The following is a 13334-nucleotide window of genomic DNA, read 5'->3' on the forward strand; positions in this document are numbered from 1 at the left end:
CCGCTTGCCGCGCCCAGTAGCGGGAGGGGCAAGTCCCTCCCCTACATTTCCGTCTTTGGGTTGTCAGCCAATGACCGGTGTGAGCGGCGCGCCGCGGGAAACGCAGATCTGGTTCCCGCTGACATCGAGCGGACGCACTTCCCAGGCATAATTGCGCCCCTCGGCAAACAGTCCCTCATCAAACGTGTAGCTGGTGCCACCGCTGGTCGTCACCAACAGCACGTTGGATTGATCATCGCGCAGAATGATGCGGTAGGTCAACGCGCCGGACACTGCCCGCCACACGACTGTTGGCTCAGTACCAATGGTGAAGGTGGACGGCGTGCGCCCGAAATCGACCCCGAAGGTCGCGCATTCGGCGCGGGTAGGCTGCGCCAGGAGTGTCGCATTGGGATCGACGGTGGGCGTAAACGTCGCGGTCGGCGCGTCAGTCGCGCGGACAGTGGTGGCGGTGACCGCCGGCGTCCAGGTCGGTGGCAGCGCCGGGATGTCCGTCGAAGTTGGCGGCGGAGTATTCGTCGGGCGCGGGGTAAACGTCAGGGTCGGCGGCGCGAGCGTCACCTCGGTGGTCGGCGTGGGCGTCGGCGCTGCCGTGCAAGCCGCAAGGGCAATCAGTAGGAGAAGACTAGCGAACCGGCGCAGCATAGTTTTTCCTCAACGACGTGTCAATCCGAAGATAAAGAGAGTCAGCGCAAACACGGTGATGAACACACCGATCGCTAAATAGATGTACAGTGCCCGGGTGAAGCGCGGACGCTCCCCGGCGAACCCAACGAAGACCCGCCACCCAATCACGTAAACCACCACGCCCGCGGCGCTCGAAAGCAGGGCGGGCAGCATGGCCGTCTCCGGGCTGTAGAAGTTGTTCAAGTAGATGTTATCAACCACCGGGGATATGAGCGCTGTCAGCATCAAACCGAACAACGCGCAGATGACGATCCGCGCAAAACGCGGCAGTTCGACCACCCACCCCATTACAACTGCTCCACGTTGATCATGTGCGTTGCGGCGTTTTCGAAGTACTTGTGCATCTCGGCGCGCGCCGGGTCGGTGATGCCGACTTCGTCCACCGCGGCGAGCATGTGCTCTAACCAGTGATCGCGCGCCTGCTGGTCGATCTTGAAGGGCATGTGCCGCCAACGCAGCTTCGGATGCCCGCGCAGTTCGGAATAGGTGGTGTCACCGCCGAACAACTGCATTAGAAACAGATACTGCCAGCGCTTCCCATCGGCGAGATCTTCGGGAAAAAGCGGGCGCAGCACCGGGTCAGCTTCGACCCGCGCGTAGAAGATGTCGACTAGGCGTTTGAAGGTCGGTTCACCGCCGACCACTTCGAAGATGGTCATGAGCCTCACACAGTCCAGATGAATGCGAAGGTCTGCCGCCAAGTTGTCAGCGGACTTGAAACAAACTACGTCTGGAAAAAGCCCCACGTCACGATACAATGGGTAGGGTTTGATTTAGACCATTATACGCTATCCACAAGGAGCAACCACTTATGAGTTTTCTCCCGCGCCGTGTTGGAGGTGGGATGCTCGCCCTACTTGCGCTGCTGATCGCCCCTGTACTCCTCTTAGCTCAAGAGGACGTGACTATCAGAGTTGTGGGATCCGGGGTTGTCACCCCGCTCCTTGAACAAGCCGGGGCGACTCTCGACGTGACCGTGACAGGCACGAACGACGGTTTTGCGCGCTTCTGCCAGGGTGCAGCTGATATCGCAGCGACGACCCGTCCGATTTCCGCCCAAGAAGAGGCGAACTGTGTGGCCAATGGCGTCACGTACCTCGAACTCGTGGTGGCCCACAACGTCGCCGCCGTCGTCACCAGCAGCGAAAACACCTTCGCGCAGTGCTTGACCATCGACGAACTCGGCGCACTGTTTGCTCCGTCCAGCCAAAATACGAATTGGAACCAGATTAACGCCAGTTTTCCGGATAGCGCTTTAAGCCTGAGCGTCCCCGAGTTCAACACCGCGACATTCGCGCTGCTGGACGCGCTGGTTGAAGGTGAAGGCGTGCGCAGCGATGCCACCGCCCTGTCCACCGAAGAAATTCTCGCCGCGGTCAGCGCCAATCCCGGCGCGGTCGGCGTGGTTCCGCTCCCGGCAGCGCTGGCGGGCGGCGTCAAGATTGTTGAATTGAACGCAGGCGACGCGGGTTGTGCCGCGCCGTCGGCGGAAACGGTTGAAGGCCGCACCTATACCGCGGCGCAGCGCTTGTTCGTGTATGCGAACGTGGCGAGCCTGAGCAAGGCCGGGCTGACCGACCTGCTCAACACGCTGGTGGGTGAGAATGCAGGCGCGAATGCCGAAGCCGCGGGTTTCACCGCCGCGAGCGCGGAAGCGTACGAGAATGATCGCGCAATCATCGCGGAAGGCCGCGCGGGCCGCGCGTTCAGCGAAGACGTGAGCGCCTACACCATCCCCGCGGACGTGAGCGGCGCAGTCACAATTGGCGGCGCGGCGGCAGGCGCGAACTACCTCACCTCGGTGACGAGCGCATTCGCAACTGAATTCCCCGGCGTAACCGCTACGACCACGATTGAAGGCGAACAAGCTGGGATCCGCCGCCTGTGCAACGGCGAAGTAGATCTGATCGCCGCGACGGGCGAACTCACGCAGGAACAGGCCGACAACTGCGCGGCGAATAACATCAGCGTGACCCCGGTCGACCTCGGTGAGCAGGCCGTGGTGCTGGTCGCCAACGGCAGTAGCTCGTACCTGCAATGCCTGACCACCGCCGAACTCGGCGCGGTGTGGAATGCGACGAGCACTGGTTCAATCCTCACGTGGGATCAGGTGCGAGCGGACTTCCCCGCCACGTCAATGACGCTGTTCTCGCCGGAAAGCGTGACCGCGCTGACCGACCTGCTGCTGAATAAGACGGCGGGCGTCGGCACGATCAACCGCGTTGACATTCAGTTGAACGATGATCCGCTCTACCGCGCGGCGGCCACGGCGAACGTCGAAGGCGCGCTGACGTTCATGGATTGGGCGGAGTACCAGACGGTGCTGGCCAACAATCAAGCGAACATTCAGCTCGTGGGCGTTGGCGAAGGCTGCGTCCAACCGAGCGAAGCGACCATCGCCGATGGCAGCTACCCGATCAGCCAACCCCTGCGCCTGCTGGTGAACAACACGGCGCTGGCGCGCCGGGAAGTGCAAGCGGTGCTGTATTACGCCGCGAGCGATGCGCAGTACGGGCTGATCACCGCGCAGGGTCTCGTCGGCTTGGGCTTTGACGAGCTCGCCGGTCTGCGCCAGTCGCTGCAGGAAGCGTTCACCGCGGCGGAATTCGCCGTCGCGAACCCGACGCCAGAAGCCACGGCTGAACCCTCAGCCGAAGCGACCGCACGAAGCGACTCCGGAAGCCACCCCGGCGAGCTAGACACGACCTCGGGGTTACGTAGGAGCGCACGGCCGTGCGCCCCTACACAAACCAAATAATCCAGCAGGGGCGCAGCATGCTGCGCCCCTGTCATAACCGCAGGTGTACGCCGGGTCGTCCGGCAGGAAAAGGACTGCTATGCGCGGCGAACTCGTCGCCCTTGATCTTGAAACCACCGGACTCGACCCCACGCAAGACCAAATCATCGAAATCGGCGCGGTTCGCTTCCGCAACGGCGAAGTGATTGACGAGTTCAACGAACTGGTCGATCCCGGTCGCCCGATCCCCCCGATCGTCTCCACGCTCACCGGCATTCAGAACGACGATCTTGTCGGCAAACCCCGGCTGGCGACGGTGCTGCCCAAGCTGAAGGAGTTCGTCGGCGACAGCCCGTTCGTGGGGCACAATATCGGCTTTGACGCGAGTTTCCTGTATAAGCAGGGCGCGCTGCAGGACAACCTGCGCATCGACACCTATGAACTCGCCTCGGTGCTGCTGCCGACCGCCCCGCGCTATAACCTGACCAGCCTGACACAGATGCTCAATTTCGACATCGAGTCGGCGCACCGCGCGCTGTACGATGCGAAGGCGACCGCCTTCCTGTACTGGAAGCTGTGGGAGAAAGCGCTCACCCTGCCCTATGGGACGCTGCGGGAAATCCTGAATCTCACGGGCGAGTTGACGTGGGACGGGCGCCCAGTCTTCGAAGCGGCGCTGCGCGAACGGGTGCTGGACGAAACGGAAGCGGTCTACACGCTGTTCACGCCGGATATGACGGAGCGCAAACCGCTGCGCCCCAATGATGCTCAGACCAAGATCAAGCCGGAAGAGATCGCGGCGACGCTGGATGACGGCGGTTCGCTGGCCGCGGCATTCCCCGGTTACGAACATCGTCCACAGCAGGTCAGCATGGCGCAGGCGGTCGCGAAAGCCTTCAATCAGACGGATCACCTGATCGTCGAAGCGGGCACGGGCACGGGGAAATCGCTCGCCTACCTGATCCCGGCGGTGCAGTGGGCGCTGCGCAACAACGAACGCGTCGTCATCTCCACCAATACGATCAATTTGCAGGATCAACTGCTCGAAAAAGACATCCCCGCGGTACGGGACGCGCTGGGCGTCGATTTCAATGCGGCGATCATGAAGGGGCGCGGCAATTACCTGTGCCCGCGGCGGCTGCTGACCGTGCGCCGCCGCCGCCCGTCCAGCGTGGACGAACTGCGCGTGCTGGCGAAGATCCTCGTGTGGCTGCTGGAAAGCCCGAGCGGTGACCGCGGCGAGATCAGCCTGCGTGGGTCAGAGGATTATGTGATGTGGTCGCGGCTAAGCGCGGAGGATGAAGGCTGCACGACGCATCGCTGTTTGGTCGAAATGGCGGGTGCGTGTCCGTTTTACAAGGCGCGCAAAGCAGCAGACGCGGCACACGTGCTGATCGTCAACCATGCGCTGCTGCTCTCCGACGCGGCCTCGGATAACGCGGTACTGCCGCCGTATGACTACGTCGTGATCGACGAGGCGCACAACCTCGAAGAAGCGACGACCAGCAGTTTGAGCTGGCGCTTGGATGCGCCGACGCTCTTCCGCCGTTTGATCGATTTGGGCGGGGTGCGGCGGGGGCTACTCGGTAACCTGCTGACGAGCCTGAGCGCCAGCCCAACGATCACCGAGAAAGACACGAAACGGCTCAACAAGTACATCAGCATCATCGAAGAAGCAGCGACCGACATGCAGGCACAGATTGACAAGCTGTTCGCGGCTTTCCGCGCGCTGCTCGCCGAAATGAACATCACCCGTTCCGATTTTGCGATGCAGGTGCGCGTGTTGGAGTCGGTGCGCAAAAAATCCGGTTTCGGCCAGCTTGAATCGACGTGGAAGGTGCTGCGCGAATACTTTGACGCGGTCAGCGAGGCGATGGGCACGGTGGCCGCGGCGGTGCGGCGCTTCGAGGATATCGACCAGCACGCCGAACTGCTCAACAGCACGGAGACGGCGGCGCGCTACCTCGACGAAGTGCGCGCACAACTGAACGGGTTCATCGCGGAACCGGATGACAATACGATCTACTGGATTAACTTAAGCCAAGATGACGCGCTCTCGCTGCATTCCGCGCCGCTGCACATCGGCAAACTCGTGACCGAGAAGCTGTGGGACAGCAAGAAATCGGTGGTGCTGACGAGCGCCACACTGGAAACGCGCGGCAACTTCGACTATCTGCGGGACCGCCTGAGCGCACAAACCATCAAGACGCTGGAAGTCGGGTCGCCATTCAACTATCGCGAGTCGACGCTGATCTACGTGCCGAACGATATGCCCGATCCGAACGAAAAGAGTAAGTATCAGCAGGGCGTTGAACGGGCGCTGATCGAGCTGACGACCGCGCTTGATGGGCGCGTGCTGGCGCTGTTCACGAGCTATACGCACCTGCGGACGACAGCGCAAGCGATCACGCCGCGGTTGGCGCTCGGCAACATCGCTGTATACGACCAGAGCGATGGGTCGAGCCGCCAAGCGCTGCTCGAAGGCTTCAAGGCGTCGCCCAAGGGGATTCTCCTGGGCACGCGCAGCTTCTGGGAAGGAGTCGACCTGCCCGGCGATTTGCTGCGTGCCGTGGTGATCACCCGCCTACCCTTTTCGGTGCCGACTGACCCGGTGTTCGCCAGCCGCGCTGACACATATTCTGACGCCTTCAACGATTACACGCTGCCCGACGCGATTCTGCGCTTCCGCCAGGGCTTCGGGCGGCTGATTCGCACGCGAACGGATCGCGGCGTGGTCGTGGTGCTGGATGCGCGGGTGATCACGAAGAGTTACGGGCGGGCGTTCATTGAGTCGCTCCCTGACTGCACGACCATGAAGGGCGCACTGAGCAACCTACCGACCGCAGCGGTCGATTGGCTGCGGAACGAATAACCTCACCCCTCTCCGGCGGCCGCATGAAGGGGTGTTTTCCGCGCAGGATTCAAACGAAAGTAATGTGCGCGTCATACAAAACTCAAATCGACACCGATCAATTTCATGCTATGCTAGTCACGTAAGAGAAGTCGGGAACCAAGATCTATGCGGACGCCAGCCGGAAAAGAATGCAAATTCTATTACGCTGATTTCAATCGCGGGCGCAACCTTCAGGAATGCCGCCTGATAAAAGCGAACCCGGACTCGCTGCCGTGGCAGCCGAGTACATGCACCGCCTGCCCGGTTCCGGATATCCTGTACGCTAATTCCAGCCCGAACCTTGAACTCCAGCTCAGCATCCGTCCACGACTGCTCGGTCTCGGGCGCAAACTGCACCTTGAGGCGAGCTGCGTGAAGCATCGCGTCGCGGTGGCTGACCCGTACGTTGGCTGCCCCCAATGCAATGCGGAACGTCCCAGTCTGGATGCATTTATCCAGGCGCTGGAACAGGGTGACAACGACCCCGCAAAACCGGAGTAAGGCGACGGCGTGTGACTGAGACCCAGCATGTTAGCAGCGTTGAAGATCAGTGGGCTTTGCTCGCGCTCGCTCAGTTAGCCGCCGAGAATGCTGCCCTGCGCGCTCAGCTCGACGAACAGAAGCGCATGACCGATGAAGTCGATGTGCTGCGGAATGCCATCGTGCGCAATGTTTCGCATGAACTGAAAACTCCACTGTTACAGATCAAATCGGCGGTGGCTCTGCTCGCCGAAGAACAGCGCGGTGAAAGCAAATTAGCCGATTACGCGATGGAAGCTACCGTGCGGCTCGAAGCAGTGGTCAGAAACATCACGCAGTTGGCCGATACGCTGGATATTCAGCCCGAACCCATGCCGATCATGGATGCCATCGATCAGGCACTGCGCAATCTCCGCCGCAGTTGGGAGTTTAAAGGCCAGACCGAGCGCATCAAAGTCGAATTAGGTGACGATTTGCCGCTCGTCCTCGCGGATAAGCAGGGTTTGGGCGTGACGCTGCAGCTCCTGCTCGACAACGCGCTCAAATTCAGTCAGAAACCGGTGCGCCTCACCGTCCGGCGTAAAGCGCGCTGGGTGATCTTCACGGTGCGCGACTCGGGCATCGGCATTGCCCCCGATAAGCTGGACAAAATCTTTGACCCCTTCTATCAAGTTGACAATTCCTCGACACGGCGATTCGGCGGGACGGGCGTCGGTCTGGCGATTGTGCGCACAATCCTCGAACGGCATCAGACCGAGATTCAGGTCAAGAGCGAGGTCGGCAAAGGCAGCACGTTCACCTTTGCGCTGCGTGTGGCGGAGCTGAAAAGCCAAGTTTCGTAATAATTAACCGATCGCTCAGCCATCTTTCGTTGACTCTGGGTAGAGATTTAGGTAGAATCAATTCAATAAATTTAGATAGTTCTAAACGGAACAATCGAAATATAAGCATAGGGATTTCCCAATGACCATGCAACACACGTCGGTCGCCGCCGTACAGCCCCGGACAGAACTTGCTGAGACGCTGCCCGCGGCGTTTCAAGCAGTTGAAACCCTCTTGGTTGACGCCGTGGACAGCGAAGTCGCCGTCCTCCGTGACGCCAGCCGCCACATTATCGCGGCAGGCGGTAAGCGATTTCGTCCGCGCCTGACGCTGCTGGCCTACGCTGCGGTCGGCGGAGAAGATCCTAACCACGCCGTCCCAGTGGCCGCCGCGGTGGAACTGGTACATACCGCGAGCGTCGTCCACGACGATATCAACGATCATGGTGTGGTGCGGCGCGGTCGCCCCTCGGTGAACGCCCTGTTTGGCCGCACGTTCGCCCTGCTGACGGGTGATTATCTGTTCACCAAAGTCTACGAACTGATGGCGCCCTACGGCGACCTCAACATTCTGCTGGCTGAAGGTACGAGCGCGCTGGTCGAAGGTGAGACGCTGCAAGCCGCCGCGGTCAAAGAAGGCAACTTCACCCGGGAAGTCTACTACCGCGTGATCGCGCTCAAGACGGCGGCGCTGTTCAAGTCGGCGGGCGCGATGGGCGCGAAGCTGGCGGGCGGCACCACCAAGCAGATCGACGCGCTGGCGAATTTTGGTTTCAACATCGGCCTCGCCTTCCAGATCGTCGACGACATTCTCGACCTGATCGGCGATGAAGAACAGCTCGGCAAGACAGCCGGACTCGATCTCGAACAGGGTCGCGGCTTCGCCACCGCCTACGCGCAGGAAGGCACGGAACCGTCGCTGGACGATAAGGTCAATGCGATCAAGCGCAAGGCGATGGAAGGCGACGCGCTGAATCAGGCGCGCACGCAGGCACACATGCTCGTGCAGCAGGCGATCAACGAATTGGAGATTCTGCCGCCCTCGGCAGCCAAGGACGAGCTCGCCAACCTCGCCCACATGATCGTCGACCGCTCGTTCTAACTATACAACCCCGACTGAAAGTTCCAAAGGGCGCGCCGCGGTGCGCCCTTTTTGATTCAACCCCCACTCCAACGTTACACTCATACGGAGACTGAAACCAAAGAAATGGTGTTACGCGATGATTAAAGTTGTTTCGGTAGCAAAAACACGAGAAATCGAAGCGGCAGCGGACGCGGCCGGAATCACCTACGCCGACATGATGGAACTCGCGGGACGCGCGGTCGCGGACCGGGCACTCGCATTTCTGGCGACGCTGCCCAAGCCGGAAGAGGCGCGGATCACGGTGCTGATCGGCCCCGGCAACAACGGCGGCGACGGCTTGGTCGCGGCGCGACTGCTCGCCGAAGAATCGCCCGCGCTGGTGCGCCTGTATCTGCTCAAGCGGCGCGATGACGAACTGTTCAAGGCGGTGGAGGGCAAGGGTCTGTTCATCGCCCATGCCGAGGACGATCAGCGGAACCGCGTGCTGACAAACATGATCGCCAGCGCGGCACTCGTGATCGATGCGGTGTTCGGCATTGGCGTGGCGCTGCCCCTACGCGACGATGCGGCGAAGTTCCTACGGGCGGCAAAGGCAGCACTCAAAGCCGAGGATGAGAGCGCCGAAGGTGAAATCATCGTGCGCCCGACCGAAATCCCCGCCCGCCTCCCCCACGCCTACGTGATCGCCGTAGACTGCCCGAGCGGTCTGGACTGCGACACGGGCGACATCGACAAGACGGCGCTGCCCGCCGACGAAACCATCACCTTCATCGCCGCGAAGCCGGGCTTATTCGCCTTCCCCGGCGCGGCCAGCATCGGTCAACTCACGGTGGCGACGCTCGGTCTGCCGGATGCGCTCGAAGGACTGAAGTCCGAGAAACGCGTGATTGCCGATGCGGTCACGGTGCGGGATCGCCTCCCGGAGCGCCCGCTCGACGCGCATAAAGGCACGTTCGGTAAAGCGCTGATCGTCGCGGGATCGGTCAACTATACAGGCGCGCCGGGTCTGGCCGCGCGCGCCGCCTATCGAGCGGGCGCAGGCCTGGTGACGGTCGGTGCGCCCGCCCCGACGATCAACGCGCTGGCGGCCAGTCTGCTGGAGGCGACATGGCTGCTGCTGCCGCACGACATGGGCGCACTCGCGGAGGGCGCAGCGCCGATCCTCCGTGAGGAAGCGGCAGAATACAGCGCGCTGCTGCTCGGCTGCGGCTGGGGGCGCGACAAAGCGACGAAATCGGCGCTCGAAAAACTGCTGAACAAAGCGGAGACAGCGCGCCAACGCGGACAGATGGGCTTTACCAAAGCGCCGCCAGCAACGACCATCACAGAAGACAAAAAGCTGCCGCCGCTGGTGATCGACGCCGATGGGCTGAATCTGCTGGCGGAGATTGAGCATTGGTGGGAACGGCTCCCGGCGGAAACCATTCTCACGCCCCATCCCGGCGAGATGAGCCGTTTGAGCGGGTTGGCAACGAGCGAAATTCAGGCGGATCGCTGGAAGATCACGGCGGAAAAAGCGGCGGAGTGGAACGTGATCCTTGTGCTGAAGGGCGCGCACACGATCATTGCGCATCCCGACGGACGCGTCGCCGTGCTGCCGTTCAAGACGTCGGCGCTGGCGACTGCGGGAACGGGCGACATCCTCGCCGGGCTGATCGTCGGCTTGCTGGCGCAGGGCCTCAAGCCGTTCGATGCGGCGCTGTGCGCCGGGTATGTGCATGGTCTCGCGGGCGAAATGATCGGCAATGTGTACCCGCGCGGCGTCATGGCGAGCGATGTACTCGACATGATCAACGCAGCATGGTTAGCGCTCGAAGGCTAAAGAATAAGGTATTGGTCACCCATGTGTCGGGATGCAGTGTATCCACCCATCCCTATGCATGGGTGGCGGTTATTCCAGACCCAGTTCGGCACGACGGCGGCGCGCGGCGGCTTTGCCTTCGGCGAGGCTTTCGGCGACGGGATCCGCCGGGGTGACCGTCGCTTTGATCTGCTGACCAGTTTCCGTCACCGTTTCGGAGACCTGATCGCGGAACTCGCGCCCGCTCTTCGGGGCGGCAAACAGCGCGACGAGCGCCCCGGTCGCCATACCGAGCAGCATCCCCATCACCAACAGGCCACCGTCGAGTCCAGAATTCGCATCACGCCGCATTACTCAGTCTCCTCTTGAATGCGCTTTAAAGCGCGGCGAATGCCGAAGACGTTGCCGACCAGCACAGACATGCCCGCCATAAAGCCGCTGGCTGCGATCACCGGTTCGGCGAGGTTGCTGCCCACGAATTCGACCGTGCCCTGTGCGGTCTTGACTGTTTCCTGCGTGTTTTCGAGAATCGGCTTGACTTCGGTTTGCAGCAGGTTGACGAGACGCGCAACCTGAAGCGTGAGCACGGCCAAGCCGAGAATAATCAGTACACCTTCGAGCGCGAGGAAGATGATGACCAGATCGCGAATAATACGCACAACGCTGCCCACCGATTCGCCGCCCGTCGAAATCAGCAGTGCAATGAGGAACAGCAGCACGATCAAGCCGATGATCACGCCAGACGCGATCAATACAATCCGCCGGATGTCGAAACCCTGTCCTTGTTCCGTTTGAGGTTTGTCCGTCATGCCAGTCCTTTACTTTGCGCTCGTGCGCGCACGAGCCAAGAGCCAAACGGCTACCAGCGCCGCGATTGCACCCAGCGCAGCCGAAAATAAGCGCAGCGTGCCGACGTTCAATGCGTTGATTCCAAAGAAAACGCCGATGAAATGTCCGAGCCCGAAGCCGACCCAGCTTGCCCAGATGTAGAGGAGGAGTCGGCGTAAACTGCCACCCATGATAAAATGGAACGCGGCGCCAAGGAGTGTGGCGAGGATGGCAGCAAAGACGAGCGTCGGCGTTGGCAAGCGCGGTACTCCTTCATAGAAAGATCGTTTGTTATTGTAGCGCAAAAGCGAGAATTTGAACACAGACGCAAAGCGTTTATAATCAACCTGTTATGACTACGATTGACCACAGAATCTTAATCGCCGCAAACCCACCCGTGGTTTGGGACTATATCAGCAATCTGTCACGGAACTCCAAGTGGCAGGTCGATTGCAAGAACGTGACCTTCCTGACCGGTAAGCATGAAGGCCCCGGCACACGTTGGCGTCAAACGAGCGAGAGCGGACGCGAGTACGTACTGGAAGTCACCGCGTGGTATAACGGACTTGGCTACGAGTACGTGTTTGTCGACGGCCCCGGTTACGAGGAGAACATCGGGCGCATCCGCTTGCAGGAGATCCCCGAAGGGACGATCGTGCAGTGGACGTTCACGTACAGCTTGCCGGGCTTATTCGGAGGCATGCGCGACTCGCTGAGCACCCGCCGCCAGATCGACAAGTCGATTGCGGACAGCCTGCGTAAGCTCTACCTGCAGATCAAAGCGCACGGCGCGACGTCACCGCTGGAACCGAAATCCTTGATGCGGGATGCGCCGAACGCCGAAGAACGCGCGCAGTACCAACCGCGGCATCCCAGCCAGCCCAAAGAGGGCGAAAAGCCTGCCGAACCCGTCATCGTGCGCACACCCGGCTTACCGATCATCGACGAGCCGCCGCTCTCAGATGACGACGCGCAGTCGCTCAAGCCGTTCACGCCGATCAGTGAGCGCGATTTGCAGCCTGCACCGCCGGCACCAATAATCGATGAGCCGCCGCCGGCAGTGGATGACACGCGACCGAATCCCGTCATCAAGCCGAGCTCGGAGCCGACAGTCACCACGCCGCTGCCGCTGGTGTCTGAAGTTGACTCATCAAGTAGTGACAAGCTGAGCACCGCCGAGGTCGAATCGATTCCGCCACACAGCGAGCCCGATTTCGATTTCAGCTTCGAGATGGAGAGCACGCCGCCGCCCGCCTACGTGCCGCCCGTGACGAGTTCCGCGCCCGTCGTGATCGCCGAGCCGGAACCCGACCCGCTGTACGATACGCAGCCGCGCCAGCCCGTCGACGACGCGCCGCCAGCAAGCGCGCCTTACGCCGAACCGACGCTCACACATCCGGTCGCGCCCGCGGAACCCGAAGCGATGCCCGTGATCGACGAAGCGCCGCCCGTCACCGCTATCAACGAGCCGACGGAAGAACACGCGTCGGAACCGATTGAGGTCAAGCTGGACACCCCGGTTGAGCGCCCGAAGACGGCGCTGCCGCCGCAGCCGGAACCCGAGCCCACCAAAATCCTTGCGCCCGAGCCGGAGCTTGAGGTCCCCGCCCCGGTAATGGATGAGCCGGTGGTCGAAGAACCCGTCATGGCGCTGCCCGCGGCAGTGGAACCACCACCAGCGCCGGAACCCGTCGAGGTGACGAAGCTCAACGAGGGGCCGACCAGCCGACCGTGGGAAGAGCCGACTATTTCACCGAATGCGACGATGGCGCAGCCGACCACGCAGGATACGGCGAACATCAGCATCTGGGAGATCTTCGGCGTGCAGCGTCCGAGTGATACGCAGCAGATGAAAGCCGTCAGCGACGTGAAACCCGAACCGCTGACCAAAGCCAACCGCCCGGATATGACGCCGCTGCGCATGGGTCTGCGTACGGCGCTGCGCCGCCAGCGGAAGACGATCCGGCGGATTAAACCAACGCAGCAGTAGCCAAACAAAAACA

General features: G+C 61.6%; 13 protein-coding genes. 7 read left to right on the forward strand and 6 right to left on the reverse strand.

Annotated features, from left to right (window positions below):
• Positions 1-63: 63 nt before the first annotated feature.
• The 3 genes from IPK17_RS01330 to IPK17_RS01340 are packed head-to-tail and all read right to left on the reverse strand — an operon-like array spanning position 64 to position 1346.
• Positions 64-645, reverse strand: coding sequence for a hypothetical protein (locus IPK17_RS01330; RefSeq protein WP_343415868.1), 582 nt, complete (start codon positions 643-645; stop codon positions 64-66).
• Between the two features lie 9 nt (positions 646-654).
• Entirely contained in the window at positions 655-975 is a 321-nt protein-coding gene (locus IPK17_RS01335) for a hypothetical protein (protein WP_343415869.1), read from the reverse strand.
• Positions 975-1346 carry a globin domain-containing protein gene (locus IPK17_RS01340; protein WP_343415870.1) on the reverse strand — a complete coding sequence of 124 codons (372 nt, stop codon included), beginning with the start codon at positions 1344-1346 and terminating at the stop codon, positions 975-977. Before IPK17_RS01340 ends, IPK17_RS01335 begins: the two co-directional genes overlap by 1 nt.
• Before the next feature lie 152 nt (positions 1347-1498).
• Between IPK17_RS01340 and IPK17_RS01345 the strand changes: the two genes are divergently transcribed.
• From IPK17_RS01345 to IPK17_RS01370, 6 genes are all read left to right on the forward strand, one after another.
• Positions 1499-3445 carry a substrate-binding domain-containing protein gene (locus IPK17_RS01345; protein ID WP_343415871.1) on the forward strand — a complete coding sequence of 649 codons (1947 nt, stop codon included), beginning with the start codon at positions 1499-1501 and terminating at the stop codon, positions 3443-3445.
• A gap of 79 nt (positions 3446-3524) precedes the next feature.
• On the forward strand, positions 3525-6296 hold the full coding sequence (locus IPK17_RS01350; RefSeq protein ID WP_343415872.1) for a helicase C-terminal domain-containing protein: 2772 nt from the start codon (positions 3525-3527) through the stop codon (positions 6294-6296).
• A 147-nt stretch (positions 6297-6443) separates the two neighbouring features.
• The gene (locus IPK17_RS01355) at positions 6444-6818 is read left to right on the forward strand and encodes a hypothetical protein (RefSeq protein WP_343415873.1); all 375 of its coding nucleotides are present in this window, start codon (positions 6444-6446) and stop codon (positions 6816-6818) included.
• A gap of 11 nt (positions 6819-6829) precedes the next feature.
• Positions 6830-7639, forward strand: a complete 810-nt coding sequence (locus IPK17_RS01360; protein WP_343415874.1) for a sensor histidine kinase — start codon at positions 6830-6832, stop codon at positions 7637-7639.
• A 121-nt stretch (positions 7640-7760) separates the two neighbouring features.
• Complete coding sequence (locus IPK17_RS01365; protein ID WP_343415875.1) at positions 7761-8720, forward strand: polyprenyl synthetase family protein; 960 nt, start codon at positions 7761-7763, stop codon at positions 8718-8720.
• A gap of 118 nt (positions 8721-8838) precedes the next feature.
• The gene (locus IPK17_RS01370; RefSeq protein WP_343415876.1) at positions 8839-10524 is read left to right on the forward strand and encodes an NAD(P)H-hydrate dehydratase; all 1686 of its coding nucleotides are present in this window, start codon (positions 8839-8841) and stop codon (positions 10522-10524) included.
• 69 nt (positions 10525-10593) lie between these two features.
• Here the strand turns inward: IPK17_RS01370 and IPK17_RS01375 are convergent, their stop codons facing one another.
• The 3 genes from IPK17_RS01375 to IPK17_RS01385 are packed head-to-tail and all read right to left on the reverse strand — an operon-like array spanning position 10594 to position 11591.
• Positions 10594-10854, reverse strand: coding sequence for a YtxH domain-containing protein (locus IPK17_RS01375; RefSeq protein WP_343415877.1), 261 nt, complete (start codon positions 10852-10854; stop codon positions 10594-10596).
• Entirely contained in the window at positions 10854-11312 is a 459-nt protein-coding gene (locus IPK17_RS01380; protein ID WP_343415878.1) for a hypothetical protein, read from the reverse strand. Before IPK17_RS01380 ends, IPK17_RS01375 begins: the two co-directional genes overlap by 1 nt.
• A gap of 9 nt (positions 11313-11321) precedes the next feature.
• A complete protein-coding gene (locus IPK17_RS01385; protein ID WP_343415879.1) occupies positions 11322-11591 on the reverse strand; it encodes a hypothetical protein in 270 nt (89 codons plus the stop codon).
• A 92-nt stretch (positions 11592-11683) separates the two neighbouring features.
• Here IPK17_RS01385 and IPK17_RS01390 point away from each other — a divergent pair, with 92 nt between their 5' ends.
• On the forward strand, positions 11684-13321 hold the full coding sequence (locus IPK17_RS01390; RefSeq protein WP_343415880.1) for an SRPBCC family protein: 1638 nt from the start codon (positions 11684-11686) through the stop codon (positions 13319-13321).
• Positions 13322-13334: the final 13 nt, after the last annotated feature.

It is taken from the genome of Candidatus Flexifilum breve, assembly GCF_016713355.1.

Coding starts and splice junctions, on each gene's coding strand:
- IPK17_RS01330 (WP_343415868.1), bottom strand. CDS start 645: ATGCTGCGCCGGTTCGCTAGTCTTCTCCTACTGATTGCCCTTGCGGCT.
- IPK17_RS01335 (WP_343415869.1), bottom strand. CDS start 975: ATGGGGTGGGTGGTCGAACTGCCGCGTTTTGCGCGGATCGTCATCTGC.
- IPK17_RS01340 (WP_343415870.1), bottom strand. CDS start 1,346: ATGACCATCTTCGAAGTGGTCGGCGGTGAACCGACCTTCAAACGCCTA.
- IPK17_RS01345 (WP_343415871.1), top strand. CDS start 1,499: ATGAGTTTTCTCCCGCGCCGTGTTGGAGGTGGGATGCTCGCCCTACTT.
- IPK17_RS01350 (WP_343415872.1), top strand. CDS start 3,525: ATGCGCGGCGAACTCGTCGCCCTTGATCTTGAAACCACCGGACTCGAC.
- IPK17_RS01355 (WP_343415873.1), top strand. CDS start 6,444: ATGCGGACGCCAGCCGGAAAAGAATGCAAATTCTATTACGCTGATTTC.
- IPK17_RS01365 (WP_343415875.1), top strand. CDS start 7,761: ATGACCATGCAACACACGTCGGTCGCCGCCGTACAGCCCCGGACAGAA.
- IPK17_RS01370 (WP_343415876.1), top strand. CDS start 8,839: ATGATTAAAGTTGTTTCGGTAGCAAAAACACGAGAAATCGAAGCGGCA.
- IPK17_RS01375 (WP_343415877.1), bottom strand. CDS start 10,854: ATGCGGCGTGATGCGAATTCTGGACTCGACGGTGGCCTGTTGGTGATG.
- IPK17_RS01380 (WP_343415878.1), bottom strand. CDS start 11,312: ATGACGGACAAACCTCAAACGGAACAAGGACAGGGTTTCGACATCCGG.
- IPK17_RS01390 (WP_343415880.1), top strand. CDS start 11,684: ATGACTACGATTGACCACAGAATCTTAATCGCCGCAAACCCACCCGTG.